Genomic DNA, 26,363 nt, shown 5'->3' on the forward strand with positions numbered 1-26,363 from the left:
GAGCCCCCCACCGGAATCGATCCGGTGACCTCGTTCTTACCAAGAACGCGCTCTACCACTGAGCTAGGGGGGCAACGAGTAAATACTTTACCGGAAGATTCGGCTCCCAACAAATCGGCGCCGGGGACGCCCGGAAAGCGCCAAAACCGGCGCAAATCCGGGGTTTCAAGGGCCCGGCGGTGGTCCGCCGGCTGCCCGGCGACGCCGCCGGACGTGCGGATGTGACCAAGGGAACTTAACGAAGAACGGGCCGGCTGTTGGGCCGGCCCGTTCTCAGGGATGAATCAGTGCGTTAGCGGCTGATGGTTACCACTTGGTGCGCGGCTTGCGGGCCGCGTCGGAGCCGACGCCACGCTCGTTGCGGTCGCTGAAGGAGCGTCCGCCACGGTCAGCGGAGGTCCGCTCGCCGTCGCTCTTGCGGAATTCGCGCTTGAAGCCGCCGTTGCCCTTGAAGTTGCCCCCACGGTCGCCGCCGCCGGAGAACCCGCCACGGTCGCCGCCGCCGGAGTAACCGCCGCGGCTGCCGCCCTGGCCGCCACCCTGGTAGCTGCCGCGTTCGCCGGAGGGCTTGCGGCCGTTGTCCAGCTCGAGGTGGATCAGCTCGCCGCCGATCCGGGTGCGGGACAGGGCCTTCAGCTGGTCGGCGCTCAGGTCCGCCGGGAGCTCCACGAGGGAGTGGTCGGCGCGGATGTCGATGCCGCCGATCTGGGCCGAGGAGATGCCGCCTTCGTTGGCAATGGCGCCAACGATCGAACCCGGCATGACGCGCTGACGGCGTCCGACGGCGATCCGGTAGGTGGCGTTGCCCTCGGTGAGGGTGCGGGTCGGGCCGCGGGAGCCGAAGCCGTCCTTGGCGCGCTCGCGCTTCTGGAATTCAGGAGCAGCAGGCAGTTCCTTGACCAGCAGCGGCTGGCCGCCCTGGGCCATCACTGCCAGTGCGGCGGCGATTTCCGAGGCCGGAACGTTGTGCTCTTCCTCGTAGGAGGCGATGAGGTCGCGGAACGACGAAACATCCTCGGAGGCGAGGGTCTCGGTGATCTTCTCCGCGAACTTGCCAAGGCGCAGCGTGTTGACCGACTCGGCGGTGGGCAGGTGCATCTGCTCCACCGGCTGGCGGGTCGCCTTCTCGATGGACCGCAGCAGGTACTTCTCCCGCGGCGTCATGAACAGGATCGCGTCGCCGGAACGGCCTGCACGGCCGGTGCGGCCGATGCGGTGCACGTAGGACTCGGTGTCGTGCGGGATGTCGTAGTTGACCACGTGACTGACGCGCTCAACGTCAAGGCCGCGGGCCGCGACGTCGGTGGCGACCAGGATGTCGATCTTGCCGTCACGCAGGGCCTCGACCGTACGCTCACGCTGCTGCTGCGGGATGTCGCCGTTGATGGCGGCAGCCTGGAAGCCCCGTGAACGCAGCTTGTCGGCGAGGTCCTCGGTGGCCATCTTGGTCCGGACGAAGGCGATGACGCCCTCGAACGGTTCGACCTCGAGGATGCGGGTCAGCGCGTCGAGCTTGTGCGGGCCCATGACCTGCAGGTAGCGCTGGCGGGTGTTGGCGCCCGTGGTGGTCTTGGACTTGACCTGCACCTCGGCCGGGTTGTTCAGGTACTGCTTGGACAGCCGGCGGATCTGGCTCGGCATCGTGGCGGAGAACAGGGCAACCTGGCGGCCCGCGGGGGTCTGCTGGAAGATCTGCTCCACGTCTTCGGCGAAGCCCATCCGGAGCATCTCGTCAGCCTCGTCCAGTACCAGGTACTGGAGTTCGGACAGGTCGAGGGAACCCTTGGAGATGTGGTCGATCACGCGGCCGGGGGTACCGACAACAACCTGGGCCCCGCGGCGCAGGCCGTTGAGCTGGGGGCCGTAGGCGGAGCCGCCGTACACCGGCAGGACGGTGAAGTCGTCGATGTGCTTGGCGTAGGAGGTGAAGGCCTCGGCGACCTGAAGGGCGAGCTCGCGGGTCGGAGCGAGCACCAGGGCCTGGGTCTTGCGGGACGGGCCGTTGAGGTCGTGGAGCTCGGCCAGACGGGACAGCGCCGGTACTGCGAATGCTGCAGTCTTACCGGTGCCGGTCTGGGCCAGGCCCACGACGTCGCGGCCTTCGAGCAGCAGCGGGATGGTTGCTGCCTGGATCGGGGACGGCTTCTCGTAGCCAACGTCCTGCAGGGCAGCAAGGACGCGGCCGTCGATGCCGAGGTCCACGAACTTGACGCCTTCTTCTTCGGCGTCTTCTTCCTTCGCGGGGGCAGCCGGGGCTTCGGCCTTCGGTGCAGCTTCGGCCGGAGCGTCGGCCTGCGGTGCGGCTTCGGCAGCGGCCGGAGCGTCGTTGTTCGCAGGAGCCTCGGTGAATACCGGGGCGGAGCCGGCTGCGGGGGCAGCCGTTTCAGAAGTCTCGACGTCGACCTGGCTATTCTCGGTGGTGAGTTCGGTTTCGACGGAGTTGTTCTGATTTTCGGGCATAGGTGAAATATCCTCATCCATAGGGGCCAAGCGGCACAACCCGAGGTGAGCGGAGCCGCAGTACGCGTGACCGAATCGCCGGGCATACTTTGACCGGCCGGTCACATAGAAGCCCGGCGCTTTCGCAATCCCGTGGCAGGACTTCCCGCTGCATCTCTTGGCTGCTATCCCAGCAGTCTGTACAGCGTTTTCTTTAGCCGGCTCTCCCTATGAAAATGCCCGCATCTCAATGCGCGGGCCCCAACACTTACCAGTCTTGCCTCAAGAATTGGGCAGGAAATAAGGGATTTCCGGAGTGGGGGATAGTTCAATTGTAGGGCATGGATCCGCGCATGGGTAACGCAGGGGCCCACGACGGCGGTGAGCTTGCGCACACGGGCGCCTGTCCCGCTACACCCCGAGGTGGCGCTGAAGCTTCGCGAACTCCCCGCGGTACTCGGGCTGGAGGCGGATCTCGCCGTCGGCGTCCGCGTCCCGCAGGGCCTCCATATCCTCGACCGCGGGGTCGCTGAACCATTTGCCGATGGTCACCCCGTGGGTGGGGACGAAGATCCGGTGGATGTGGTCGCCGGCCTGGATGCTGCCCACCCGCACCACCCGCAGATAGGTCCCCACCCGCCCGGCATCGCCGAACCGCTTGACCCAGTGCGGTTCATGCATCCGGCGCTGGAAGGTCGCGCAGGGGGTGCGGGGCGAGGTCACTTCGACTTCGACGTCGAGTCCGATCTTCCAGCGTTCGCCGATGATGGCGCCGGTGGCGCTGATCCCCGCAATACGCAGGTTCTCGCCGAAGATCCCCGGCGGCAGTTCACGGCCGAGCTCCGCGGCCCAGTAGTCGGCGTCGTCCTGGGAGTAGGCATAGAGCGCCTGGTCCTCGCCGCCGTGGTGGACCCTGCTGGCCTGGACGTCACCGCGCAGCCCGAGCCTGTGCACCCTGACCGGCCCGGTCACGGGCCGTTTGTCGATCGCTGTGACGCCCACGGCTCCGGGGTCGTCCAGCAACTGGTGTACGCGGCAGACGGCGAGCACAGATGCGGTGTCCATGGCACCAGTGTAGGCCTGGGCCCCCGGGCCGCCCACGGGACATGTCCCCCGCACGCGACCGAAACCCGCGGTGCAGGACCCCCGCGGCCCCGAAACAGGAGCGGAACCGAACCCGCGCGGCGCTCCAGCCCAGATACTTTTCCTGCGCAGCCCGCTTTCCCCGGCGACACCGGCTTGTTGGCCAGGATCCGGGCCCGTGTCCGGAAGTATCTGGGCGGGAGGGCCGGGCGGGCGGCTGCGCCAAGACCGTAGGATGCTGGAATGAGCAACGAGGCTGGTTTTCCCCATGGATCTGAAGGTACTGACGTGTCCGACGTCCTGGCGATCGATTCCCTGCTGAGCGCCGGGGAACTGGCCGTCCGGGAGCGGGTCCGCGATTTCACGGAGCAGCGGATCCGGCCCGGCATTGCCGGCTGGTACGACGAAGGCGTCTTCCCGCTGGCGCTGGCCCCCGAGCTGGGGGAACTCGGCGTCCTCGGGATGCATCTGGAGGGCTACGGCTGCCCGGGCCGCTCCGCGGTCGAATACGGCCTGGCGGCGATGGAGCTGGAGGCCGGCGATTCCGGGATCCGGACTTTCGTCTCCGTGCAGGGCTCGCTGGCCATGACAGCCATCCACAAGTGGGGCTCCGAGGAGCAGAAACAGGTGTGGCTCCCCCGGATGGCCGCCGGCGAACTGATCGGCGCCTTCGCGCTGACTGAGCCCACCGCCGGCTCGGACCCGGCCTCCATGCAAACCTTCGCCCGCCGCGACGGTTCCGGCGACGACGCCGGCTGGATCCTGAACGGCACCAAACGCTGGATCGGCCTCGCCTCGGTGGCCGACGTGCTGGTGGTGTGGGCAATGACCGACGACGGTGTCCGTGGCTTCCTGGTCCCCGCCGGCACCCAAGGGGTCACCGCGACACCGATCGGACAGAAGCTCTCGATGCGCGCCTCGATCCAGTGTGATGTCGCGTTCGACGGCGTCCGGCTGGGCCCGGAGGCCCTGCTCCCGGCAGCCCGGGGGCTGCGTGGCCCGTTCAGCTGCCTGAACGAGGCCCGCTACGGGATCGCGTGGGGTGCGATGGGTGCGGCCCGGGACTCCTACGAGGCCGCGCTGAAGTATTCGCAGGAGCGGCTGCAGTTCGGCAGGCCCCTGGCCGGGTACCAGCTGACCCAGGAGAAACTGGTGAACATGCTGCTTGAGATCCAGAAGGGCACGCTCCTGTCGCTGCAGCTGGGACGGCTCAAGGATGCCGGGAAGCTGCGGCCCGAGCAGATCTCGCTGGGCAAACTGAATAACGTGCGTGAGGCAATCGCGATCGCCCGCGAGGCCCGGACCATCCTGGGCGGGAACGGGATCACCCTGGACTATTCACCGCTCCGGCACGCCGCCAACCTGGAGTCCGTGCGCACCTACGAGGGCACCGACGAGGTGCACACGCTGATCCTGGGCCAGCACATCACCGGGCTGGCCGCCTTCCGCTAGCCCCGGCGCTCAGGCGGAGAAGCCGCCGTCGGCCTTGACCAGCTGGCCCGACACCCAGCGGCCTTCGGGCGAGAGCAGGAATGCCACCGTCCCGGCGACATCCGCGGGGGTTCCCAGCCGGCCGCCGGGCTGGCGCCGGGCCAGTTCCTCGCGTAGCGGCCGGTCCATCCAGCCGGTGTCCACCGGACCGGGATTGAGCACGTTGGCGCTGATCCCCCGCGGTCCGAGTTCCCGCGCCGCCGCGGTGACAATCCGGTCCAGCGCGCCCTTGGACGCGCCATAGGGCAGGTTGAAGGCGGTGTGGTCGCTGGTCAGGGCCACGATGGCGCCGCCCTCGGGCGCGGCCTGCCGGGCAAACGCCGCGATCAGCTGCCAGCTGGCGCGGGTATTGACGGCGAAGTGCCGCTCAAAGCTCTCCAGGGACGTGTCAAGGATGCCCGAGTCCACCGATTCGGCGTGGCTGAGCACCATCCCCTCCAGCGGCCCGGCCTCCGCCGCGATCGCCGCCATCAGCCCGTCCACGGCCTGCGGGTCCTGGAAATCCGCCGGCAGCGCGACAACGGCGCCGCCGGTGGCCTGGAGTTCCGCGGTGAGGCGTTCGACGTCGTCGGGCTGGACGCCCCACGGCATCCGGGTGTCGTAGTCCTGCCAGTAAGTCAGCACGAGGTCCCATCCGTCGGCCGCCAGCCGGCGTGCGATGCCCGCACCGATTCCCGCCAGCCGGCCGACGCCGGTCACGAGGACAGTCTTGCGGCGCGCCGGGGGCGCGGTAGGCTGGGGCACGGCGGGCGGGGCGGCATCCATGCCGACCAGCCTAGCGGCAGGTTTCCCGAGGGCGGCCCCGCGCAGGTTTCCCACGGACGGCGCCCCGCGGACCCCGCCCCGCGGATGCCGCGGCCGGCTAAGCCGGAACGGGCGCAGGCTCCTTGGCGGCGGTGTCCTTGCGGATGGTCGCGCTGATGACCGCGGCGATGGTGCACATCGCGGCGGCGCCGAACCAGGCGTAGGTGTAGTGTCCGGTGGCGTCCCGGATGGCGCCGGCGGCCAGTGCCGCGGCGGCCGCTCCGAGCTGGTGGGCCGCGAAGACCCAGCCGAACACGACGCTGCCGTCCGCGCCGAAGACCTGGCGGCAGATGGCGGCGGTCGGCGGGACGGTGGCAACCCAGTCCAGCCCGTAGATCACCACGAACACGATCATGCTGGGCTGGACGGTCGCGCTCAGCAGCAGCGGCAGGACCAGCAGGCCAATGCCGCGGAACTGGTAGTAGACCGCGAGCAGGATCCGGGGATTGAAGCGGTCGGTGAGCCAGCCGGAGGCGATCGTCCCCACGATGTCGAAGATCCCGACGACGGCCAGCAGGCCCGCCGCCGTCGTCTGGGACATCCCGTGGTCGTGGGCGGAGGGGATGAAGTGCGTGCCGATCAGGCCGTTGGTGGTCGCGCCGCAGATCGCGAACCCGGCAGCGAGGGCCCAGAAAGTCCGCACCTTGCTGGCGCGCTTGAGCACCTGAAGCGCACGGACCGCGGCATTCCGGCTCGGTTCATCGGCTCCGGCGGCGGCGCCCGGCCCGGCGGTTCCCGCGGTGCCCGGCCCGGACGGGGACCCGGGCTCCGCTTCGGCACCGTAGGGCAGCACCCCGGCGTCGGCCGGTGAGTTTTTCAGGAACTTCAGAACCAGAGGCACCACGGCCAGGGCGCCGGCGGCAATCAGCAGCGACGCCTGCCGCCACCCCGGATCCTGGGCGAGGGCGGCGATGAACGGCAGGAACACCAGCTGTCCCGCGGCGCTGCCGGCGGTGAGGATGCCGATCACCAGGCCGCGGCTCTTGACGAACCAGGTGTTGGCAATGGTCGCCGCGAAGACCAGCGCCATGGATCCGGTCCCCAGCCCGATCAGCAGCCCCCAGGTCAGCAGGATCTGCCAGGACTCGTTGACCAACACGGTCAGGGCGCTGCCGGCCCCGATCAGCACCAGCGCCACGGATGTGACAACGCGGACGCCGAAGCGTTCCATCAGGGCCGCGGCGAAGGGTGCGGTGAGGCCGAAGAGCACCAGGTTGATGCTGACCGCGGCCGAGAGCACCGTGGTGGACCAGCCGAATTCGCTCTGCAGCGGCACCATCAGCACCCCCGGCGCGGCACGGAAGCCCGCGGCGCCGACGAGCGCGAGGAAGGCGACCGCGGCGACGATCCAGGCGGGGTGGATCCGCCGTTTGGGCGCGGGCAGCAGTGTGGTTTCGGGGGCGCTCATGCGGCGGGTCCGTTCATGTGGGTGGCGGGGCCCGCCGGGGAGGCTGCGTGGGAAGTGGTGCCGGCCGGGGCGGCCGCAAGGGCCACAGGATCCGGCGTTCGGCTCAGGCTGTGCCAGCTCGTGTTGCGGGCCGTGAGCCGCTCCCCGCACACCGTGCAGCTGTCCGCAGAGGTCGTGCGAGCGCCGCAGCCGGTGTGGATTACGAACATGTGGGCCTGCTCGGACGGCGCCGACAGGTGCTTTTCGGCCCAGATCACGACGGCGTTCAGCACCGGCAGGGCGTCCTCCCCCTTCGCGGTGAGCGCGTACTCCTGGCGGGTGCGGCCGCCGTCGTCGTACGGCTGCCGGCTGAGCAGCCCGGCGTCGACGAGCGCCGCGAGGCGTTTGGTGAGGACGGAATCCGCGGCCCCCAGCCGGGACTTGATGGCGTCGAAGCGGCCGTTGCCGAAGAAGACCTCACGCAGGACCAGCATGCCCCACGGGTCGCCGAGGATGTCCAGGCCGCGGGCCATGCTGCAGTTCCGCTGGGACCAGTCAGATCGAAGTGCCATGCCGGCAAATCTAGCTGACTATCTTCAAGAAAGCTAGAGGAAACTCGAGCGTCGGGACAGCGGGCTAGCGTCGGGACAGCGGGCTAGCGTCGGGCGCTATCCCCGGGCGGAGCGCGGCGCGGGAGGGCCGGTAGGCCAGCGCCCAGAACACCAGCATGGCGATCCCGCCGAGGACCCCGAGGCTTGCCACGATCAGCTGCCACTGGGTCTGCGGGTCCTTGCCCCATTCGGCCGCTCCCGCCATGACGGACAGATACTTGGGCGTCAGGTAGAAGGCCAGCGCCGAGAACGCGACGATGATCCACCCGGCGAGGCGCATCCGGCCGTTCCTGGACGGCACGCGGTGGATCGCGAAGCCCATGCAGGGCAGTGCCACGGCCATCCAGACCCAGTGGTGGGACCAGGACACCGGGCTGATCAGGAGCATCAGCACGGCGGTGGCCGAGACTGCGACGAAGTTTTCGTCCGCGTCCACGGCCCACGCGATCACGAGCGCGGCCACCGCGGCCAGGGCCAGGGAGAGCACCAGCCACAGCATGCTGGTCAGGCCGGAGTCCGGGAGTCCCAGGTGCAGCAGCAGTCCCTTGACCGAGAGGTTGTCCACGTATGCCGGCCCGCCGATCCGTCCGGTGTCCGGCAGGATCTTGGTCCAGAAGGTGAGCGAGGCGTTGGGCAGGATGGCCCAGGCCAGGCCGATCGAGCCGAAGAAGCCGGCTGCCATCCAGCCGAGCGCCTTGAAGTCGCGGCGGACCAGGAAATACAGCCCGAACGCCAGCGGGGTCAGCTTGATCCCGGCCGCGATGCCGATCAGCAGCCCCGCGGGCCAGCGGATCTCCCCGGCCCGGGCTTTGCCGTGGAGCGCGAAGTCGGCGAGGATCAGGCCCATCAGGATGATGTTGATCTGGCCGAAGTCGAAGGTGTCCCGCCACGGGCCCAGGAGCAGGATCGCTGCCGTGCCCGCGAGGGCCACCGCCCGGAAGCGCCAGTCGGCGAACGCGTTCCGCCAGCTGCCGAGCCGGAAGTAATGCCGCGCGAGCCAGGCGGAAACGGTCGCGGCGCCCAGCAGCGCCGTACTGATGAACACCAGGCTGCCGCCGCCCTGGCCCAGCGCCGCCATCGCCGCGAACAGCAGCGCGGCGAACGGCGGGTAGGTGAACGGCAGCCCGTCCCGCGGCGCGTAAAGCTCGTTGACGCCGGTCTCCCCGGTCTGCAGCACCCGGCTGCCGCCGTAGAAGTACACCTCGAAGTCGTTCATCAGCGGGATGTAGGACGAGTACAGCACCACCAGCGCGAGGACGACGGCGAGCGCGCCGGCCGCCGTCGCGAGCCAGCCGCGCATGGTGGAGGGCATGGCCCTGCTGGTGGTGGTGGTGGTCACGGGTGCCTAGCTGCCTGACTTGCCGGTGCCGGAATCGAGCTGCGTGAAGGCCTGCTCGAGGTCGGCGATCAGGTCCTCGACATCCTCGATGCCGCAGGAGAGCCGGATCAGGTTGACCGGGACGGCGAGTTCGGTGCCCTTGACCGAGGCGTGCGTCATTTCCGAGGGGTAATTCATCAGGGATTCGATCCCGCCGAGGGACTCCGCCAGGGTGAACACGGAGGTGGACTCGGCCACCTTGCGCGCTGCCGCCTCGCCGCCCTTGAACTGCACCGAGATCATGCCGCCGAACTTCTTCATCTGCTTTTTGGCGAGCTCGTGCCCGGGGTGGGAGGGCAGTCCCGGGTACAGCACGGCCTCGACCTCGGGGCGCTGCAGCAGCCATTCGGCCACGGCCTGCGCGTTGTCGCTGTGCCGGTCCATCCGGACGCCGAGCGTCTTGAGGCCGCGGGTGGTCAGGAATGCGTCCATCGGGCCCGAGATGGCACCGACGGCGAACTGCACGAAGCCGATCTTCTCGGCCAGCTCCGCGTCGTTGACGATGATGGCGCCGCCGACGACGTCGGAGTGCCCGCCGATGTACTTGGTGGTGGAGTGCACCACGATGTCGGCGCCGAGGGCCAGCGGGGTCTGCAGGTACGGCGAGGCGAAGGTGTTGTCCACCACGAGGAGGGCACCGGCGTCGTGCGCCAGCTTCGCGAGGGCCGCGATGTCGGTGATCTTCATCATCGGGTTCGACGGCGTCTCCACCCACACGAGGCGGGTCTTGCCCCCGTTTGATCCACCCGCCGCCACGGCCTGCGCGACGGCTTCAAGGTCGGACATGTCCACCGGAGTGTTGCCGATGCCCCACTCCCCCAGCACCCGGGCGATCAGCCGGTAGGTGCCGCCGTAAGCGTCGTTGCCGAGCACGATGTGGTCACCGGGGCGGGTGAGCGCGCGGATCATGGAGTCCTCGGCGGCGAGGCCGGAGCTGAAGGAGAACGCGGCGGTCCCGCCCTCCAGCGCGGCGAGCTGCTCCTGCAGCGAGTCACGGGTGGGGTTGGTGCCGCGGCCGTACTCGTAGCCGGCCCGCAGCACGCCGATCGCTTCCTGGGCGTAGGTGGTGGAGAAGTGCACGGGCGGCACGACGGCGCCGGTGCGCGGCTCGAACTCCTGGCCGGCGTGCACGGCGCGGGTGTTGAAGCCGGGGGTGGGTGCGGAGGAGCTTTCTGGCAAAGACATGTGCGTTCCTTTCGGCCGGCGGCCGGGCGCCCCCGGGAGGGCGGTCCGGCTGCCGGGTCAGTTGCTGAGGTCAGTTGCGGGCGTCAGTGGCTTCAGTTGCTCAGGTAGGCGAGGAGGTCGTGGCGGGTCAGGATCCCCACCGGAGCGCCGACGAACGTCACCATGAGGGTGTCCGCGTCGGAAAGGAGTTCGCGGGCCGTCTGGATCGATTCGAGCGAACCGATCACCGGCAGCCGGGCCTCCATGTGTTCGGAGATCTTGTCCGAGAGTTTGGCCTCGCCGCGGAACAGCTTGGCGGTCAGGGTGCGCTCGTCCACGGCGCCGAGGACCTCGCCCATCACCACGGGCGGTTCCTGCGACAGCACCGGGATGTGGGAGACGCCGAACTCGTTCATGATGTTGATGACGTCGCGGACGCTCTCGTTCGGGTGGATGTGCACAAGGTCCGGCAGCTCCCCGGTCTTGGCCTTGAGGATCTCGCCCACGGAGGCTTCGTCGCCGCTGGCCAGGAAACCGTAGGAGCGCATCCACTGGTCGTTGAAGATTTTGGCCAGGTAGCCGCGGCCGGAGTCCGGCAGGATCACAACGACGACGGCGTCGGCCGGCAGGTCCTTGGCGACCTGCAGGGCGGCGACGACGGCCATGCCGGAGGACCCGCCCACGAGCAGGCCTTCCTCGCGGGCCAGCCGCCGCGTCATCTCGAAGGAGTCGGCGTCACTGACGGCGATGACGTCGTCCGGGACGGACTTGTCGTAGTTGGCGGGCCACATGTCCTCGCCGACACCCTCGACGAAGTACGGCCGGCCGGTGCCGCCGGAGTAGACCGAACCGGCCGGGTCAGCGCCGATGACCTTGACCACGCCGCCGTCGGCCTCCGCGCGGTGGGCGGAGACTTCCTTGAGGTACCGGCCGGTGCCGGTGATGGTGCCGCCGGTGCCGGCGCCGATCACGCAGTGCGTGATCCGGCCGTCCGTGTCGCGCCAGATTTCCGGGCCGGTGGATTCGTAGTGGCTGGCTGGGGCGGCCGGATTCGAGAACTGGTCGGGCTTGTAGGCGCCGGGGATCTCGGTGACGAGCCGGTCCGAGACGCCGTAGTAGCTCTGCGGGCTGTCGGGCGGGACGGCGGTGGGCGTCACCACGACCTCCGCGCCGTAGGCCTGGAGCACGGCGCGCTTGTCCTCGCCCACTTTGTCCGGCACGACGAAGATGCAGCGGTAGCCCTTCTGCTGGGCCACGAGGGCCAGCCCGACGCCGGTGTTGCCGGAGGTGGGTTCCACGATGGTGCCGCCAGGCAGGAGTTTGCCGGTGCGTTCGGCCTCCTCGATCATCTTCACCGCGATGCGGTCCTTGATCGAACCGCCGGGGTTCAGGTATTCCAGCTTCACCAGGACCGTGGCCCCGATGCCGTCGGTGACGTGGTGCAGCTTGACGAGCGGCGTATTGCCGATGAGGTCCAGAACGGACTGGGCGTACTTCATAGGTACAAAGTTACCGTCTCCGCCAGCCGGGGGCGGCCCCGACCACGTCGGAGCGGTGACCGGGAGGCGGCTGGTGCGAAGATTATGCGGTGAAACGTGGGGGTGACCAATGAAGCTGAAGAGTTATCTGCTGCCCGCCGGGATGCTGCTCGCCGGTGCCGCGGCGCTGCTCACCGGCCTGCTGCCCTGGCCGGCTTTCCAGGAACTCGCCGGCCGCACCGTCCCCGTGCTCGCGTTCGTCGTGGCCATGTCCGTGGTCACGGAACTGGTGGACGACGCCGGACTGTTCCGGGTGGTGACGGAGCGACTCGCAACGCTGGGCCGGGGTCGGGTCTTCCTGCTGTGGCTGCTGGTGGTCGGCCTGGCCACCGTCTCCACCGTGTTCCTGTCCCTGGATACGACGGCGGTGCTGGTGACGCCCGTCGTCGTGCTGCTGGCGGTGCACGCCAGGATCCCGCCGCTGCCGTTTGCCCTGACCACGATCTGGCTGGCCAACACCGCCTCCCTGCTGCTGCCGGTGTCGAACCTGACCAATCTGCTGGCCCAGGACCGGCTCACCTTGAGTCCGGCCGCCTTCGCCAGTCTCGTCTGGGCGCCCGCACTGGTGGGCGTCCTGGTCCCGATCGGGCTGCTGTGGCTGGCCTTCCGGAAGGATCTGGCCGGCCGCTACGGGCCGCAGCCGGTCCATAAGCCGCGGGACAACGTGCTGCTGTACTCGGCGTCGGGGGTGATGGTGCTGCTGCTGCCCGCGCTGGTCTCCGGCGTGCCCGTGCAGTATCCGGCGATGGCCGCGGCGGCGGTCCTGCTGGGCCTGTTCCTGTGGCGGCGCCGCTCGGCGCTGCGCTGGTCCATGATTCCCTGGCGGCCGCTGATGCTCACTTCGGGGTTGTTCATGGTGGTGGAGGCCCTGCACGCGAACGGCCTCACGCGGTACCTCTCCGGGTTTGCCGGCGCCGGCGAGGGCCTGCCGGCCCTGCTGCAGCTCGCGGGCCTGGGCGCCGGTGCGGCGAACGCGGTGAACAATCTGCCGGCTTACCTCGCGCTGGAACCGGTGGGCAATTCGCCGGTGCGGCTCGCGGCCCTGCTGATCGGAGTCAATCTGGGACCGCTGGTGACGCCCTGGGCGTCGCTGGCCACGCTGCTGTGGCACGAACGGCTCCGCACGCTGAACGTCGAGATCCGCTGGGGCGGGTTCGCGGTCGCCGGCCTCGCCGCCGTCGTCCTCACCGTCCCGCTGGCGGTCGTGGCCCTCTGGCTCACCACCGGGATGCACTGAGGCCGGCGTGCCCCGCGTGCCTCAGGCGCCGATGTCGTTTCCTGCGGCGGCGCTTCCCTCCGGCGCGGCGTTCTGCCACAGGCCGACGATGTTGCCCTCGGTGTCCCGGAAATAGGCGGCCCAGCCCATGGTGCCGACTTCCTGCCGTGGCTGTACTGTACTGCCACCCAGGGCATGGATCTTCTCCAGCGCCGCGTCGATGTCCTCCACGTCCACTGTGACAACCGGGGATGTGAGTTCCCCCTCGCGGCGGAACATGCCGCCGTTGATCGAGCCCGGAACGGAGGGCATGCCCGACTCATCCGACGGCGTCGTCATGAGCATGGCGTAACTCATCTCCGGCACGGCATCTATTTTCCAGCCGAACGCCGAGCGGTAGAACTCCCGTGCGCGGCTCTCGTCGTCTGCGGGGATCTCGAAATGTACTACTCCACCAGCCATCACGCTCTCCTAGGAACAAAGGATTCGGGCCAAATGCCAGGCGTGGGCGCCCAACACCACAGCCGGAGTCTAGTCCTGGTCTACCCCGGAGTTAAGGGCCGTCCGGCCCATGCCTTCGACGGGCAGCGGCGGCCGCTGTCAGGCGTTCGTGGAATCATGGTCGGATGACCATTGCAGACGTTCCCGCCGGCGTTGCCGCCGCGGCGGACGCCTCCCTGCGGTGGCACCCGGGCGGCCCCTTCGACCTGATGCAGACCATCGGGACGCTGCTGCGGGGGCACGGCGATCCGTCCATCCGCACGGCGGCGGACGGCCTCTGGATGGCGTTCACCACGCCGTCGGGTCCGGCCACGCTCCGGCTGACGGTGGCTTGTCCGTCGGACTGCCCGCCGGCGGGTCCCGCCGTCGAGATCCAGGCCTGGGGGCCGGGGGCGGCCGACGCCGCAGCGTCCGCGCCGCGGATGCTGGGCCGCGACGACGACTGGTCCGCCTTCGATGAGCCCGCGTTCCACGCCACCCTCCCCCGGATGGTGGTTGAGGCCCGACGCCGGAACCCCGCCGTCCGGCTGCCCGCCACAGGCCGCCTGATCGACTCGCTCGTGCCCACGATCCTGGAGCAGAAGGTCACCGTGATCGAGGCCCGGCGCGGCTACCGCTACCTGATGTACCGCTTCGGCACCCCGGCCCCCGGCGCCGGCAGGGTGGCGCCGGCGAACCTGCTGGTGCAGCCCACCGCCGAACAGTGGCTGCGCATCCCGTCCTGGGAATGGCACAAGGCCGGCGTGGGCCCGCAGCGCTCGGCGACCGTCATGCGCGCGCTGCGCTCCGCCGCCGCGCTGGAACGGCTGGCGGCGCTCCCGGCCGCGGAGGCCTCCGCGAAGCTGCAGTCCATCCCCGGCATCGGCGTGTGGACCGCGGCGGAGGTCATGCAGCGCACGCACGGCTGCCCGGATTCGATTGCGGTGGGCGACTACCACCTGGCGGCGTATGTGGGGGCGGCGCTGACCGGGCGCCGGACCGACGACGCCGGGATGCTCCGGCTGCTGGCCCCGTGGGCCGGGCACCGGCAGCGCGTGGTCCGGATGATCAGCCTCAGCGGCTTCCGCAAACCCACCTTCGGCCCGCGGATGACCATCCAGGACCACCGCGGCCACTAGCACCCGGCGGTTTCCAGCCGTCGTCGCAGCGTCATTTTCCGCGTGGTCCCGCCGAGTCGACGACTAAGACCTTTCGACATCAGGATCCTTCTTCGTATTTGTTAGGTGTTCGGGGTTAGCGGTCGACCGGGTGTGCCGGTTCGCGGTGTTCGAGGACGTCGATGACGGCGTGCGCGGCGGCCAGTCCGGCCCGTGTCCGGGCTTCGGCTGTCTGGCCGGCGAGGTGGGAGGTGATGAGCACGTTGTCCAGGCCCCGAAGAGGGCTGTCGCCCGGTAGGGGTTCGCTCTCAAGCACGTCCAGCGCGGCGCCGGCAATGGTGCCCTCGGAAAGTGCTGTGGCCAGGGCCTCTTCATCAATGAGTGAGCCGCGGGCGGTGTTGATGAGGACGGCGGTGGGTTTCATCGCTTGGAGCCGGGGCGCATCGATGAGTTTGCCGATGCTCTGGCCTCCACGGGTGTGCAGGGAGAGGTAGTCAGCGTCGCGGATGACCGTGTCGAAATCGGTGAACTGGACCGCGTTGTTGCCGCGGTCGGGGTGGGCGGTGCTGACCAGGACGGTCATGCCGAGGGCGACACCCAGGCTTGCAGTGGCGCGTCCGCTGGGGCCGTAGCCGATGATGCCCAGGGTGGAACCGCGCAGTTCGTGGCCGGCTTCCCGGGGCCAGTGGCCTTGGCCTACGGCGGCGGTGACCTCCACGAGGCGGCGTGCGGCCATGATGATCAGTCCGATGGTCAGTTCGGCAACCGAGTGGTGGTTTGTTCCGGGGGCGTTGCAGACCCTGATTCCCTGAGCGGACGCGGCCCGGACGTCGATGGAGTCGTAGCCCACGCCGCTGCGCGCGATGACTTGCAGGGAGGCAGCGCCGGTGAGCATGTCGGCGGTCACGGGTTCGCTGGCGAGGATGGCGCCGGATATGCCGTCGAACAACGAGCGGCGTTCCTCAAGGGTCCGCGGCCCCCGGGATGGCGAGTAGACCGGTTCCAGACCGCGTTCGCGCAGGAGCTGGTCAACGGTATCTCCCGGGTAAAGGTAGTCGGTGGTGATCAGGATGCGTGGGGCCATGGTGCGGGTGGCTTCCTATTTTGTTTGGTGCGGATGAGCTGCTGACATCGGGGCGTGGGCTTACGGTTTGGGCGGCTCAGGGCCGCCGCGGTCCGCGCGGCGGCCCTGCTGGGTGCGGTGTTAGTGGACGTCGACCTTGTCCGCTTCCACAACGGTTGGTGTCGTTGATTCGATTTCGTGCTTCTTTTGGCCTGAGGCGTGCAGGGCTTTGCGGGCCTGTTCGGGATCGTAGTCCTTTTCCCACTTGCCGACGACGACGGCTGCCATCACGTTGCCCAGGACGTTGATGAACACCCGGCCTTCGTTCAGGAGCCGGTCGATGCCGACGATGAGGGCGAGAGCGGCCAGCGGGATGCCGCCGACCGAGCTCAGGGTGCTGGCGAGGACGATGAAGGCGCCGCCGGCGATTCCAGCGGTGCCCTTGCTGGTGAGCATCATGACGCCGACCATGACGAGCTGCTGTTCCCAGGAGAGGTCCATGCCGACGGCCTGAGCCAGGAAGACGGAGGCCATGGTCAGGTAGACGGCGGATCCGTCGAGGTTGAAGGAGAACCCGGACGGGATCACGATGCCCACGGTGGACTTGCCGACGCCCATGGCTTCGAGCTTCTTGATCAGCTGCGGGAGGACCGCTTCGCTGGAGCAGGTGCTCAGGGCGATCAGCAGTTCGGCCTTGAAGTAGCGCATCACTATGAAGATGTTCAATCCGCAGGCACGGGCGATGGTGCCCAGGACCACGAGGACGTAGAGGACGCAGGTCGCGGTGAACAACAGGACGAGGTAGCCGAGTTGCTGCAGGCTGGCTGTGCCGTAGTTGGCCACCACTGCCGCCAGCGCCCCGAAGGTACCGATGGGGGCAAGGCGCATGACCCAGTTGACGATCTTGAAGATGACCACGGACAGGGCCTGGATGCCCTTGGTGAGGAACGCGCCGGATTCTCCGGAGACGTTCATGGCGGCACCGAACACGATCGATACCATCAGCGCGGCGATGATGGTGTGGCCGGTCAGGGCGCCGAACAGTGATTCGGGAATGATGTTGTTGACGAATTCGAGGCCATCGAAGCCCTTATTGGCGGCCGCTGGGACCATGCTGGCGTCCAGCTTGTCCGGGTCGATGTTCATGCCTTCGCCAGGGCGGAAGACGTTGGCGACGACCAGGCCGATCAGCATCGACACCAGCGACAGGGCGATGAAGTAGCCCAGGGCCTTGACACCGATGCGGCCGGCTTTGCGCAGGCTGTCCATCGAGGCGATGCCCAGGGACACCACGCAGAACACCACAGGGATCACGATCATTTTCACCAGGGCGATGAACCAGTCGCTGAGCGGGGTGAGCTGTTTGCCGACTTCCGGCAGGAGGAACCCGACGGCGATGCCCAGGACGGCACCTAGGACGACCTGGAACCAGAGTTCGCGCAGCAGCCGGCCGAACCGGGATCGCTGCTTGGGCGGGTGGGCGGAATGTTGCGGGTTCTGCATGGTGTGGGACGACATCTTGGGTGCTCCTTTGCACGTCAGACAGAGAAAATTGGAGAGGTGCGGTCCCGGGCAGTGACGCTGCCCGGGACCGGGGGCACTACCGGACTGGTCAGTTGTGCAGTGCGTGCAGGACCTTGTAGAACTCCGCCTTGCCTTCGAGCCCGATGCCCGGCAGATCGCCCGGGGCCACGCGGCTGTTGGTGATGACGGCGTCGTCGGTGAAGCCGCCGGTGGGCTGGAACTCGCCCGGGTAGGACTCGTTGCCGCCGAGCTTGAGGGCAGCTGCGATGTGCAGGGAGAACTGGTGTCCGCCGTGGGGGATGCAGCGGCGTGAGGACCAGCCGTGCTGGGCGAGCATGTCCTGGATCCGGCGGTATTCGGTCAGGCCGTAGCTCAGGGCCGGGTCGACCTGGATGAAGTCGCGGTCCGGGCGCATCCCGCCGTAGCGGATCAGGTTGCGGGCGTCCTGGAGGGAGAACAGGTTCTCTCCGGTTGCGATCGGGTTCTTGTAGTGCTCGGAGAGGGTGGCGTTCAGGGCGTAGTCCAGCGGGTCGCCGACTTCCTCGTACCAGAACAGCCCGTACTGGTCGATGGCTTGGCCGTACGCCAGCGCGGTCTCCAGGTCGAACTTGCCGTTGACGTCCACCATCAGGCGGGAGCCGTCGCCGTCGAGGACCTCGATCACGGCTTCGATGCGGCGAAGGTCTTCAGCGAGGTCGGCGCCCCCGATCTTCATTTTGACCACGTCGTAGCCCTTGGCGAGGAAACCGCGCATTTCGTTCTGCAGGTCCTCGAGGGACTTGCCGGGTGCGTAGTAGCCGCCTGCCGCGTAGACGAAGACGTCCTTGTCCGGATTTCCGTCGCCATAGTGGTCTGAGATCCACCGGTAAAGCGGCACGCCGGCGATCTTGGCCGCGAGGTCGTGCAGCGCCATGTCGGCTACGCCGACGGCGACCGACCGTTCGCCGTGGCCGCCCGGCTTCTCGTTGGACATCATCAGGTCCCACGCCGTCTCCGGGGAGAGCTGGCCGTCCGCATCGAGAAGGTCCTCGGACGGGGCATCCATGATGCGCGGCAGAATGCGGTCTTTCAGGATGCCCGTGGCGTTGTAGCGGCCGTTGGAGTTGAAGCCATAGCCAACCACAGGCTTGCCATCGACAAACACATCGCTGACGAGGGCGATGATCGTGCAGTCCATCTTGGTGAAGTCAATGAAGGCGTTCCGGATCGAGGAACTGATGGGAATGGTGCCTACGTGGGCGGAAACGATTTTCATCTTTGAATCTCTCCTGAGTGGGTATCTTATTTCTTATAAGTCTTGACCTGAAGCTAGGCCGGTAGTTGCGGGAACATCAGTCCCCCGAAGATATATCTTATAAGACTGTGGGTTCGAGGCTAGCCCAGGAGTGACGGGGGGCACAAGGCTCCTGAGGGAATTTCTTATAAGATGTTCCCCGGCCTATACTGTGCACGAGGGGCGTCACCACCCCGATGATGGATTCGGAGCGGCAGATGAACACCACAAACGTCTTTTCCAGTAAGGGCAGCCTGGCGTACAACGAACTCCGCCAGCTGATCCTCTCCGGTGGCCTTGCCCCGGGCTCGCGCATCTCCCAGTACGAACTGGCGGAGAACATGCAGATGAGCATCACTCCCCTGCGTGAAGCGATCCGCCGGCTCTCGAGCGAGGGCCTGATTATCATGGACACCCACCGGGATTCCCGGGTGGCCACCATGAGCGCCTCCGAAGCACGAGAACTCCTGGAAGTCCGCCTCTCGCTTGAACCCTCAGCCACAGAATTGGCAGCCTTCCGCCGGACTGAAGCGGATATCTCCGCGATGCGCGCGGCAGCCGGGAAGCTGCTCCCTGTCACCCGGGTCTGGGGCGAGGACGCGATCACTGTGCACAGGGAATTCCACCGGGCCGTCTACGCCGCCTCGCACAACGACGTCTTGATCAAGCTCCTGGATGACTTGTGGGACAAATCCGACCGATACCGCCGGATCGGCCTCGAGCTCCCCTCCGGGGATGAGCCCCGAATGATCGATCTGAACCAGCACCACCAGATCCTCGAGCTCGTCATCGCCGGCGACGGCGACGGCGCGGCCGAACTCGCACGCACCCACATCGCCAACAGCCTGACAGCCTCGGTGACCGGAGCCCTGGAGGAACGCGAGAACGTCCAGTCAGCAACCCTGGAGAAAACCGCCTAGAATCCGCCGGCTCCCCCAGTAGGCAACCCCGCCTGTGGACGGCCCTGCCTGTTGGGTATAGCGTGGCGGCATGGCGCCCGGCAGCCCGGGGGCGCCTGGGAACATACTCCTGGAGCACCCGTGATCCACACCGCGAAGCTCACGAAAAACTTCGTCGTCAAGAAGGACACCATCGAGGCGGTCAAGGGCATCGACCTTGACGTGGCCCCCGGCGAACTCGTGGCCTTCCTCGGCCCGAACGGCGCGGGAAAATCCACCACCCTTCGCATGCTGACCACCCTGCTGACGCCCACGTCCGGCACCGCCACGGTTGCGGGCCTGGACGTCGCGGCGGATCCTGCCGGCGTGCGGGCCAGGATCGGCTACATCGGACAGGGCAATGGCGGCGGCCACAGCTTCCGGGTCATCGACGAGATGGTCATGCAGGGCCGCTTCTACGGCATGAACAGTGCGGACGCGCTGGCCCGGGCCGATGAGCTGCTTAAATCCCTGGACCTCACCGAGCTCGCGAAACGCACCGTCATCAAGCTCTCCGGGGGCCAGCGGCGGCGGATGGACGTGGCCCTGGGGCTGATGCATTCACCCCGGCTGCTGTTCCTCGACGAACCGTCCACCGGCATGGACCCGCAGAACAGGGCCAATCTCTGGGAGCACATCACGCACATGCGTGCCGAGCACGGAACCACCATCGTGCTGACCACCCATTACATGGACGAGGCGGATGCCATGTCCGAGCGGGTGGTCGTCATCGACCACGGCACGATCATCGCCGACGACACTCCCGCGCGGCTCAAGGCAGATCTGGCCGGAGACCTGCTGGCCGTGGAAGTGGCCGCGGGGTCGGCCGCCGCGGTGCGGGGACTGCTGCGGCGGACCGCCGCGGAAGGCGGACTCGACGAATCCGAGGTCGACGGCCTAGTCCGGTTCCGGCTGCGGCTCACGCACGGCTCCCGGCTGGCCCCGGACCTGCTGCGGCAAATGCACGACGCCGGCGCACCCGCGCTGTCCCTGGAACTGAAGCCGCCGACCCTGGATGACGTGTTCCTCGAACTGACCGGGCGCAGCCTGCGGGAAGGGGCGAAGGTCTGATGCCCGGGAACGGCCCGCGGCCCGACGCCGACGTGAAGCAGCCCGGGGCCGGGCAGCTCCTGCGGGACATCTGGTACGTGTTCCTGCGCGAGATGCTGCTTCCGCTGCGGGACCCCTTTTCGCTGGTCTTCTCCCTGCTCCAGCCGCTGATATTTCTCGCCCTGTTCGGACCTCTTCTCGGATCCGCGGTGGGGGCACCAGCCTTCGGGGGCCAGTCGACGCTGCAGTGGTTTTTGCCCGGCGTCGTGGTCATGATCGCACTGTTCGGCACGTCCATGACCGGCTCCAACCTGCAGTACGAGCTCATGACGGGTTCCTACGAGCGGATCCTGGCCACACCGCTGTCCCGTTCCTCGCTGATGATCGGGCGGGCGCTCAAGGAGTGGGCCCCCCTGGTGGTGCAGGGCCTCCTGATCGCCGTCGTGTGCGTTCCCTTCGGCTTCGCCTTCTACCCGCTTCACGTGCTGTTCGGGCTGGTCATCCTGGGGATTTTCGGCATCGGCCTCGGAGCGTTGTCCTATTCACTGGCCCTGGTCTCGCAGAGCAAGGAATGGATTTTCTGGGCGGTTCAGCAGACCCTGTTGTTTCCGCTCATGATCCTGTCCGGCATTATGCTGCCCATCGAGGCCGGGCCGGAATGGATGCAGGCGGCGAGCCTGTTCAATCCCCTGACGTATCTTGTGAACGCCGAACGCGAACTCTTCGCCGGGGCCGTGGGGGTGGACACGCTGCTCGGGCTGGCCGCCGCCGGTGTGACAGCCGCCGTCGGGCTTGCCGTAGGCATCCGGACGGTCCACCGGAACACGCGCTAGAGACCCAGCCGGGCCACTGCTTCCTGCCGCATGTCCACCTTGCGGATCTTGCCGGAAACCGTCATCGGGAAGTTCTCGCGCACGTCCACGTAGCGCGGGATCTTGTAGTGCGCCAGCTTCCCGCGGCAGAACTCGGCCAGGCTGCCGGCATCCAGCGGGGCGGCACCGGGCTTGAGGATGACGCAGGCCATCAGCTCCTCGCCGTACTTCGCGTCCGGCACACCGATCACCTGCACATCCTGGATGTCCGGGTGCGTGTACAGGAACTCCTCGATCTCGCGGGGGTAGACGTTCTCGCCGCCGCGGATCACCATGTCCTTGATCCGGCCCTCGATCACGATGTAGCCGTCCTCGTCCATCCGGGCCAGGTCCCCGGTGTGCATCCAGCCGTCGGCGTCGATGGCCTCCGCGGTCTTGTCCGGCTGGTTCCAGTAGCCCTTCATGACCGAATACCCGCGGGTGCACAGTTCGCCGATCTCGCCGCGCTGCATCACGTCACCGGTCATCGGGTCCACCACCTGGCTTTCCAGCTGCGGCATGGTCCGGCCCACGCTCTGGGTGCGCTGGGCCATCGTGTCCACGCTGCGGGTCATGGTGGACACCGGCGAGGTCTCCGTCATGCCGTAGCAGATGACCACATCGGTCATGTTCATCTCCGAGATGACGCGGTTCATCACCTCGATGGGACACAGCGACCCCGCCATCACCCCGGTGCGCAGGGTGGAGAGGTCGTAGGAGGCAAAGTCCGGCAGCGCGAGTTCGGCGATGAACATCGTGGGCACGCCGTACAACGACGTGCCGCCGAAGTCCTGCACGGCCTCCAGCGCCGCGGCGGGCGTGAACCCCCGGCCCGGGATAATGGTGGCGCAACCGTGGCTGAGGGCGGCCAGGTTTCCGATCACCATGCCGAAGCAGTGGTAGAACGGCACCGGCAGCACCACCCGGTCGTGCTCGGTGTACCCCATCAGCTCGCCGATCGAGTAGCCGTTGTTCAGGATGTTGTGGTGCGAGAGCGCGGCCCCCTTGGGGAAGCCGGTGGTCCCGGAAGTGTACTGCAGGTTGATCGCGTCGTGGGGGTCCAGCTCGGCCATGCGCGCCTTCAGCGCGGCATGGGCGACGTCGTCGGCCCGCTTGAGCAGCTCCGCGAACGTCCGCTCCGCTGGGGTTTCAGGGACGCCGGCGGTGAGCCCGGGCAGTCCGGCGTCGGGCAGGAACACGAGTTCGTGCAGCTCCGGGCATTCGGCGAGCGCCTGCCGGGCCATGCCGGTGTAGTCGCTGTTGCGGTCCGACGGCGCCGCGACCAGCATCCGCATGCCGTTCTGCTTGACCACGAAGTCCAGTTCATGGCTGCGGTAGGCGGGATTGACGTTGACCAGGATCGCCCCAACCTTGGCCGTCGCGTACTGCAGGATGGTCCACTCGGCACAGTTCGGGCTCCAGATGCCGATCCGGTCACCCTTGGCTACGCCCAGGGCCAGCAGCGCGCGCGCCACGCGGTCGACGTCGTCGTTCAGCTTGGTGTAGCTCCAGCGGCGGGCTTCTTCCCCCGGCACTGCCGCGGCTTCGATCAGGGCGTCCTGGTAGGGGAACCGGGCCACGACCCGTTCGAAGTTGTCGCCGATGGTTTCCTCGAGCAGCGGGACGTCAGTGTCCCCGGCTGTGTATGCAAGCATGATGTGACGCTACCAACACTCGGCCCCCAAAAGAAGAGTAAAGCTTGGATGTCCTACGAAATCTTGGGGACATATTGCCGCCGCCCGGTATTGTGAAAACCATGAGCGCACCCATTGATCTTCAGGCCATCTTCATCCCCAACGACGGCGAGTTCTTCCGTGTGAAGCTCGCGCTGGAGATCGCGATAGACGAGGTGGTCAACGAACCCGGCTGCATCCGCTACGAGCTCACCGAGGCCAGCGAGGACAAGCTGGTCCTGACCGAACGGTGGGCCTCGCAGGAGGACCTGGACACGCACTCGAAAGGCACCGCCGTCCAGGACCTCAACGAATCCCTCAGCGCCCTGCTGGCCGAGCCGGTCAAGCTTGTGAAGCTCTAGCCGGACCCAGACCCACGACAGAACAAAGCACCGCGGGGTCACTCCGCGCCCATCAATCCGAAGATTGTAGGCGCGGAGTGGCCCCGCGTTGCTGTTAGCCGATGAGGTGCTGTTTGCCGGTGAGGGGTGGCGCTTAGGCCTCCGGGATCTGGCTGCCGTCCTGCTTGCCGGACGCGGCGGCGGCCTGGGACCGGGCCACATGCGCGTGGACTTCCTCCATGTCGAGGGCCTTGACGGCGTCCACGACCTGCTCCAGCTGCTGGGCGTTCAGCGCACCCGGCTGGGAGAAAACCAGCACCTTCTCGCGGAACGCCATCAGCGTCGGGATGGACGTAATGCCAGCCTCGGCGGCGAGCTGCTGCTCGGCCTCGGTGTCCACCTTGGAGAAGACGACGTCCTGGTGCTTCTCGGAAACGGCGGCGTATGTGGGGCCGAACTGCTTGCACGGGCCGCACCATTCGGCCCAGAAATCAACGAGGACAATGTCATTGTCCTCGACGGTGGATGCGAACTGTTCACCTGTAAGGTCTACGGTAGCCATGGGTCAACGGTACGCGAGCAGCCCCCGCTTGTCCCCTGCATTTCGCTGTTGGCACATCCATGTGACGGCCGTCCCCCGCCCCCCTGCCATCCGGCCCGGGGCCCTAGGACCCTGGCCCGCTCGGTGGCCGCGGCCTACCATCGGCGCCATGCCCCCAGACCCGGCAAACACCGCCAGCCAGGCCATCACGGTCGACTCCCTGACCAAGAAATTCGGCCGCCGCGAAGTCCTGCACGGGGTCAGCTTCGGCATCGAGTAGGGCTCCGTTTTTGGCGTGATCGGGCCCAACGGTGCAGGCAAGACGACCGTCATGCGGTGCCTGTTCGACATCATCCGGCCCACCGCCGGCACGTCGACGGTGCTGGGCGAGAACGCCCGGACCGCGGGCCCGGCGCTGCGCCGCCGGATCGGTTATCTGCCCGGCGAGCTGTTCCTGGAAGGGCGGATCACCGGCCGCAAGCTGCTGTCCCACTACGCGGACATCAGCGGCCCCGTCCGGCCGGGCCGGGTCGATGCCCTGGCCGAACGGTTGGGCCTGGATCTGGACCGCCACACCCGCAAGCTCTCCAAGGGCAACAAGCAGAAGCTGTGGCTCGTCCGGCCTTTATGCATGATCCCGAGTTGCTCGTGCTGGACGAGCCGACGAGCGGGCTGGACCCGCTGGTCCAGCAGGAATTCCTCACCATGGTCCGGGAGGCCCAGACCAACGGGCAGACCGTCTTCCTCAGTTCCCATGTGCTCAGCGAAGTCCAGCAGGCCGCCGACCAGGTCGCGATCCTCCGCGACGGCCGCATCATCACCGTCGCCACCGTGAACAGCCTGCGGGAAGGCGCGGTCCGGCACGTACGGTTCACCGCCGCCGGGGTTTCGGCGCCCGACGCCGGCGCGCTGCTGGCCGGGGTGCCCGGGTCCTTGAGCTTTACGGCACCATCCGCGGCAACGGCAACGGCGCCGGCACCACGAACGGCGGGAACGGCGGCTATGGACGCCGCCGACGGAAAGGTCACGGCGCATGAGCAAGCCGCTGCCGCTGTTCACGCGGGCGTTCGTGGACTCCTGGCGTTCCACGCTCGGGTGGGCGGCAGGGCTCGCCGCCACGATCTTCCTCTACCTGCCGCTCTATCCCTCGATCGGCGGAAGCCCGGAGATGCAGGGCGTGATGGATGCCTTACCGCCGGAGATGATCAAGGCCCTCAACTACGACCAGATCACCTCGGGACCCGGCTACACCCAGGCCACCGTGTTCGGGCTGATCGGCTTCCTGCTGATGACCATCGCGTCCGTGGCATGGGGTGCGGCGGCGGTCGGCGGGGACGAGGAATCGGGCCAGCTGGAACTGACCCTGGCGCACGGTGTGACCCGCACGCAGGTGGTCCTGGAGCGGGCGCTGGCCATCCTGCTGCGCGTGCTGCTGCTCGTGGCCCTGGTGTTCGTGCTGATCCGGGTGCTGACCGATTCAGCACAGCTGAACATCAGGCCGGAGAACCTTTCGGCGTCTCGGTGCTGTTCGCGGGGCTGACCATGCTCTCGGGCAGCACGGCGCTGTTCGCCGGCGCGGTGACGGGGCGGAAGACCTACGGGCTGGCCGCCGGCGCCGGCGTCGGCGTCCTGGGCTATGTGTTCAATGCCGTGGGCCGGCAAAGCGAGGACGTCGACTGGCTCCTGAACCTATCGCCCTACAGCTGGGCTTACGGCAACAATCCGGTGGCGTATGGGGCGGACTGGGCGGCCGCCGGCTGGCTGTGGGGAATCTCGACCGTTCTCGTGGCGCTCAGCGCGGCGGCACTGAGCCGGCGCGACGTCGGGACCCAGGTGTAGGCCGGCTCAAGCCCAGACGTGGGGTGCCGGGCGCCGCGCACCGGGGAGGGCGTTGGTTTCGCGCCATTCGTGGATCCATTCGGGCAGCTCGAGGTCGGCCGGCGGCGCCCCGAACTCGCGGAGGATGTCCTCCTGGCTGACCGGTTTGCCCTTGCTGACCAGGCGGGTGGCGATGAAGGCCCGGGCGTAGATTTCCCCGTCCACCACCATGCGCTGCTCGAAGTAGATGGCCTTCTCGTCGAGGCCGATGATCTTCGTTTCGATCGTGTACCGCTGCCACAATTGCAGCGACCGGCGGAAGGCGATGGTCTCCCCCGCCGCCACGGGGCTCCATCCCCGGCGGCGCATGGCCTTCCAGGTTCCGCTGCGGGCCATCAGGTCAAACCGGCCCAGGTCCATCAGCGAGAAATACATGCCGTTGTTGACATGCATCGCGATGTCGATGTCGGTCGGCAGGACCTTCAGCGGCAGCGACGCCGTGTCCCAGATGCTCAGCGGGGGGCGGCGGGCGGACGTGAAAAGCAGGACAAGCGTGCGGAGGAGCAGATGCATGGAAACTAT

General features: G+C 67.9%; 24 protein-coding genes, 1 tRNA gene and 1 pseudogene. 10 read left to right on the forward strand and 16 right to left on the reverse strand.

What is annotated here, in order from left to right; translation table 11 throughout:
* Window position 1: 1 nt before the first annotated feature.
* From ACZYZ5_RS02680 to ACZYZ5_RS02690, 3 genes are all read right to left on the reverse strand, one after another.
* Window positions 2-73 (reverse strand) — tRNA-Thr (locus ACZYZ5_RS02680).
* Window positions 74-306: 233 nt separating this feature from the next.
* Window positions 307-2,460: a DEAD/DEAH box helicase gene (locus tag ACZYZ5_RS02685; protein ID WP_463898944.1), complete on the reverse strand. Its 2,154-nt coding sequence runs from the start codon at window positions 2,458-2,460 to the stop codon at window positions 307-309.
* 390 nt (window positions 2,461-2,850) lie between these two features.
* Window positions 2,851-3,504 (reverse strand): MOSC domain-containing protein, encoded by a 654-nt coding sequence (locus ACZYZ5_RS02690; RefSeq protein ID WP_463898946.1) that lies wholly within the window; start codon window positions 3,502-3,504, stop codon window positions 2,851-2,853.
* Between the two features lie 261 nt (window positions 3,505-3,765).
* Between ACZYZ5_RS02690 and ACZYZ5_RS02695 the strand changes: the two genes are divergently transcribed.
* Window positions 3,766-4,974 carry an acyl-CoA dehydrogenase family protein gene (locus ACZYZ5_RS02695; RefSeq protein ID WP_463898947.1) on the forward strand — a complete coding sequence of 403 codons (1,209 nt, stop codon included), beginning with the start codon at window positions 3,766-3,768 and terminating at the stop codon, window positions 4,972-4,974.
* Window positions 4,975-4,983: 9 nt separating this feature from the next.
* On the opposite strand, the gene ACZYZ5_RS02700 is transcribed toward ACZYZ5_RS02695, so the two are convergent.
* From ACZYZ5_RS02700 to ACZYZ5_RS02725, 6 genes are all read right to left on the reverse strand, one after another.
* Window positions 4,984-5,778: an SDR family oxidoreductase gene (locus tag ACZYZ5_RS02700; RefSeq protein ID WP_463898948.1), complete on the reverse strand. Its 795-nt coding sequence runs from the start codon at window positions 5,776-5,778 to the stop codon at window positions 4,984-4,986.
* A 97-nt stretch (window positions 5,779-5,875) separates the two neighbouring features.
* Window positions 5,876-7,225 carry an MFS transporter gene (locus ACZYZ5_RS02705; RefSeq protein ID WP_463898949.1) on the reverse strand — a complete coding sequence of 450 codons (1,350 nt, stop codon included), beginning with the start codon at window positions 7,223-7,225 and terminating at the stop codon, window positions 5,876-5,878.
* Window positions 7,222-7,776, reverse strand: a complete 555-nt coding sequence (locus tag ACZYZ5_RS02710) for a winged helix-turn-helix transcriptional regulator (RefSeq protein ID WP_463898950.1) — start codon at window positions 7,774-7,776, stop codon at window positions 7,222-7,224. Before ACZYZ5_RS02710 ends, ACZYZ5_RS02705 begins: the two co-directional genes overlap by 4 nt.
* A 64-nt stretch (window positions 7,777-7,840) precedes the next feature.
* A complete protein-coding gene (locus ACZYZ5_RS02715; RefSeq protein ID WP_463898951.1) occupies window positions 7,841-9,154 on the reverse strand; it encodes a glycosyltransferase 87 family protein in 1,314 nt (437 codons plus the stop codon).
* Window positions 9,155-9,160: 6 nt separating this feature from the next.
* On the reverse strand, window positions 9,161-10,378 hold the full coding sequence (locus ACZYZ5_RS02720) for a cystathionine gamma-synthase (protein ID WP_463898952.1): 1,218 nt from the start codon (window positions 10,376-10,378) through the stop codon (window positions 9,161-9,163).
* Between the two features lie 92 nt (window positions 10,379-10,470).
* Window positions 10,471-11,856 carry a cystathionine beta-synthase gene (locus ACZYZ5_RS02725; RefSeq protein WP_463898953.1) on the reverse strand — a complete coding sequence of 462 codons (1,386 nt, stop codon included), beginning with the start codon at window positions 11,854-11,856 and terminating at the stop codon, window positions 10,471-10,473.
* A gap of 109 nt (window positions 11,857-11,965) precedes the next feature.
* Here ACZYZ5_RS02725 and ACZYZ5_RS02730 point away from each other — a divergent pair, with 109 nt between their 5' ends.
* Window positions 11,966-13,132, forward strand: a complete 1,167-nt coding sequence (locus ACZYZ5_RS02730; RefSeq protein WP_463898954.1) for an SLC13 family permease — start codon at window positions 11,966-11,968, stop codon at window positions 13,130-13,132.
* 21 nt (window positions 13,133-13,153) lie between these two features.
* Here ACZYZ5_RS02730 and ACZYZ5_RS02735 read toward each other — a convergent pair whose 3' ends face one another.
* The gene (locus tag ACZYZ5_RS02735) at window positions 13,154-13,573 is read right to left on the reverse strand and encodes a VOC family protein (RefSeq protein ID WP_463898956.1); all 420 of its coding nucleotides are present in this window, start codon (window positions 13,571-13,573) and stop codon (window positions 13,154-13,156) included.
* 164 nt (window positions 13,574-13,737) lie between these two features.
* On the opposite strand from ACZYZ5_RS02735, the gene ACZYZ5_RS02740 reads away from it, so the two are divergent.
* A complete protein-coding gene (locus ACZYZ5_RS02740; protein WP_463898957.1) occupies window positions 13,738-14,730 on the forward strand; it encodes a DNA-3-methyladenine glycosylase family protein in 993 nt (330 codons plus the stop codon).
* Between the two features lie 115 nt (window positions 14,731-14,845).
* On the opposite strand, the gene ACZYZ5_RS02745 is transcribed toward ACZYZ5_RS02740, so the two are convergent.
* The 3 genes from ACZYZ5_RS02745 to ACZYZ5_RS02755 all read right to left on the reverse strand — a co-directional run bounded on the left by ACZYZ5_RS02745 (window position 14,846) and on the right by ACZYZ5_RS02755 (window position 18,551).
* Complete coding sequence (locus ACZYZ5_RS02745) at window positions 14,846-15,793, reverse strand: phosphoglycerate dehydrogenase (protein ID WP_463898958.1); 948 nt, start codon at window positions 15,791-15,793, stop codon at window positions 14,846-14,848.
* Between the two features lie 120 nt (window positions 15,794-15,913).
* On the reverse strand, window positions 15,914-17,290 hold the full coding sequence (locus ACZYZ5_RS02750; RefSeq protein WP_463898959.1) for a cation:dicarboxylate symporter family transporter: 1,377 nt from the start codon (window positions 17,288-17,290) through the stop codon (window positions 15,914-15,916).
* Between the two features lie 94 nt (window positions 17,291-17,384).
* Window positions 17,385-18,551 carry a mandelate racemase/muconate lactonizing enzyme family protein gene (locus ACZYZ5_RS02755; RefSeq protein ID WP_463898960.1) on the reverse strand — a complete coding sequence of 389 codons (1,167 nt, stop codon included), beginning with the start codon at window positions 18,549-18,551 and terminating at the stop codon, window positions 17,385-17,387.
* Between the two features lie 236 nt (window positions 18,552-18,787).
* On the opposite strand from ACZYZ5_RS02755, the gene ACZYZ5_RS02760 reads away from it, so the two are divergent.
* From ACZYZ5_RS02760 to ACZYZ5_RS02770, 3 genes are all read left to right on the forward strand, one after another.
* Complete coding sequence (locus ACZYZ5_RS02760; protein WP_463898961.1) at window positions 18,788-19,489, forward strand: GntR family transcriptional regulator; 702 nt, start codon at window positions 18,788-18,790, stop codon at window positions 19,487-19,489.
* Between the two features lie 120 nt (window positions 19,490-19,609).
* Window positions 19,610-20,578 carry an ATP-binding cassette domain-containing protein gene (locus ACZYZ5_RS02765; RefSeq protein ID WP_463898962.1) on the forward strand — a complete coding sequence of 323 codons (969 nt, stop codon included), beginning with the start codon at window positions 19,610-19,612 and terminating at the stop codon, window positions 20,576-20,578.
* Window positions 20,578-21,390 carry an ABC transporter permease gene (locus ACZYZ5_RS02770; protein ID WP_463898963.1) on the forward strand — a complete coding sequence of 271 codons (813 nt, stop codon included), beginning with the start codon at window positions 20,578-20,580 and terminating at the stop codon, window positions 21,388-21,390. Before ACZYZ5_RS02765 ends, ACZYZ5_RS02770 begins: the two co-directional genes overlap by 1 nt.
* Here ACZYZ5_RS02770 and ACZYZ5_RS02775 read toward each other — a convergent pair.
* A complete protein-coding gene (locus ACZYZ5_RS02775) occupies window positions 21,387-23,063 on the reverse strand; it encodes an AMP-binding protein (RefSeq protein ID WP_463898965.1) in 1,677 nt (558 codons plus the stop codon). The two genes, ACZYZ5_RS02770 and ACZYZ5_RS02775, sit on opposite strands and share 4 nt — an antisense overlap.
* Before the next feature lie 101 nt (window positions 23,064-23,164).
* Here ACZYZ5_RS02775 and ACZYZ5_RS02780 point away from each other — a divergent pair, with 101 nt between their 5' ends.
* Complete coding sequence (locus ACZYZ5_RS02780; protein WP_463898967.1) at window positions 23,165-23,443, forward strand: putative quinol monooxygenase; 279 nt, start codon at window positions 23,165-23,167, stop codon at window positions 23,441-23,443.
* Between the two features lie 133 nt (window positions 23,444-23,576).
* On the opposite strand, the gene trxA is transcribed toward ACZYZ5_RS02780, so the two are convergent.
* Entirely contained in the window at window positions 23,577-23,984 is a 408-nt protein-coding gene (trxA, locus tag ACZYZ5_RS02785; protein WP_463898968.1) for a thioredoxin, read from the reverse strand.
* A 148-nt stretch (window positions 23,985-24,132) separates the two neighbouring features.
* On the opposite strand from trxA, the pseudogene ACZYZ5_RS02790 reads away from it, so the two are divergent.
* The 3 genes and pseudogenes from ACZYZ5_RS02790 to ACZYZ5_RS02800 all read left to right on the forward strand — a co-directional run.
* Window positions 24,133-24,893, forward strand: a pseudogene (locus tag ACZYZ5_RS02790) (ABC transporter ATP-binding protein); the annotation flags it as partial.
* Window positions 24,894-24,996: 103 nt separating this feature from the next.
* Entirely contained in the window at window positions 24,997-25,503 is a 507-nt protein-coding gene (locus ACZYZ5_RS02795) for an ABC transporter permease subunit (protein ID WP_463898969.1), read from the forward strand.
* Window positions 25,485-25,802, forward strand: coding sequence for a hypothetical protein (locus ACZYZ5_RS02800; RefSeq protein WP_463899247.1), 318 nt, complete (start codon window positions 25,485-25,487; stop codon window positions 25,800-25,802). Before ACZYZ5_RS02795 ends, ACZYZ5_RS02800 begins: the two co-directional genes overlap by 19 nt.
* Window positions 25,803-25,808: 6 nt before the next feature.
* Here ACZYZ5_RS02800 and ACZYZ5_RS02805 read toward each other — a convergent pair whose 3' ends face one another.
* Complete coding sequence (locus tag ACZYZ5_RS02805) at window positions 25,809-26,354, reverse strand: acyl-CoA thioesterase (protein WP_463898970.1); 546 nt, start codon at window positions 26,352-26,354, stop codon at window positions 25,809-25,811.
* Between the last annotated feature and the right edge of the window lie 9 nt (window positions 26,355-26,363).

It is taken from the genome of Pseudarthrobacter ribosi (assembly GCF_055412865.1).

Coding starts and splice junctions, on each gene's coding strand:
- ACZYZ5_RS02725 (WP_463898953.1), bottom strand. CDS start 11,856: ATGAAGTACGCCCAGTCCGTTCTGGACCTCATCGGCAATACGCCGCTC.
- ACZYZ5_RS02695 (WP_463898947.1), top strand. CDS start 3,766: ATGAGCAACGAGGCTGGTTTTCCCCATGGATCTGAAGGTACTGACGTG.
- trxA (WP_463898968.1), bottom strand. CDS start 23,984: ATGGCTACCGTAGACCTTACAGGTGAACAGTTCGCATCCACCGTCGAG.
- ACZYZ5_RS02750 (WP_463898959.1), bottom strand. CDS start 17,290: ATGTCGTCCCACACCATGCAGAACCCGCAACATTCCGCCCACCCGCCC.
- ACZYZ5_RS02735 (WP_463898956.1), bottom strand. CDS start 13,573: ATGGCTGGTGGAGTAGTACATTTCGAGATCCCCGCAGACGACGAGAGC.
- ACZYZ5_RS02690 (WP_463898946.1), bottom strand. CDS start 3,504: ATGGACACCGCATCTGTGCTCGCCGTCTGCCGCGTACACCAGTTGCTG.
- ACZYZ5_RS02775 (WP_463898965.1), bottom strand. CDS start 23,063: ATGCTTGCATACACAGCCGGGGACACTGACGTCCCGCTGCTCGAGGAA.
- ACZYZ5_RS02780 (WP_463898967.1), top strand. CDS start 23,165: ATGAGCGCACCCATTGATCTTCAGGCCATCTTCATCCCCAACGACGGC.
- ACZYZ5_RS02760 (WP_463898961.1), top strand. CDS start 18,788: ATGAACACCACAAACGTCTTTTCCAGTAAGGGCAGCCTGGCGTACAAC.
- ACZYZ5_RS02700 (WP_463898948.1), bottom strand. CDS start 5,778: ATGGATGCCGCCCCGCCCGCCGTGCCCCAGCCTACCGCGCCCCCGGCG.
- ACZYZ5_RS02710 (WP_463898950.1), bottom strand. CDS start 7,776: ATGGCACTTCGATCTGACTGGTCCCAGCGGAACTGCAGCATGGCCCGC.
- ACZYZ5_RS02685 (WP_463898944.1), bottom strand. CDS start 2,460: ATGCCCGAAAATCAGAACAACTCCGTCGAAACCGAACTCACCACCGAG.
- ACZYZ5_RS02770 (WP_463898963.1), top strand. CDS start 20,578: ATGCCCGGGAACGGCCCGCGGCCCGACGCCGACGTGAAGCAGCCCGGG.
- ACZYZ5_RS02720 (WP_463898952.1), bottom strand. CDS start 10,378: ATGTCTTTGCCAGAAAGCTCCTCCGCACCCACCCCCGGCTTCAACACC.
- ACZYZ5_RS02740 (WP_463898957.1), top strand. CDS start 13,738: ATGACCATTGCAGACGTTCCCGCCGGCGTTGCCGCCGCGGCGGACGCC.
- ACZYZ5_RS02795 (WP_463898969.1), top strand. CDS start 24,997: ATGAGCAAGCCGCTGCCGCTGTTCACGCGGGCGTTCGTGGACTCCTGG.
- ACZYZ5_RS02755 (WP_463898960.1), bottom strand. CDS start 18,551: ATGAAAATCGTTTCCGCCCACGTAGGCACCATTCCCATCAGTTCCTCG.
- ACZYZ5_RS02730 (WP_463898954.1), top strand. CDS start 11,966: ATGAAGCTGAAGAGTTATCTGCTGCCCGCCGGGATGCTGCTCGCCGGT.
- ACZYZ5_RS02805 (WP_463898970.1), bottom strand. CDS start 26,354: ATGCATCTGCTCCTCCGCACGCTTGTCCTGCTTTTCACGTCCGCCCGC.
- ACZYZ5_RS02745 (WP_463898958.1), bottom strand. CDS start 15,793: ATGGCCCCACGCATCCTGATCACCACCGACTACCTTTACCCGGGAGAT.
- ACZYZ5_RS02705 (WP_463898949.1), bottom strand. CDS start 7,225: ATGAGCGCCCCCGAAACCACACTGCTGCCCGCGCCCAAACGGCGGATC.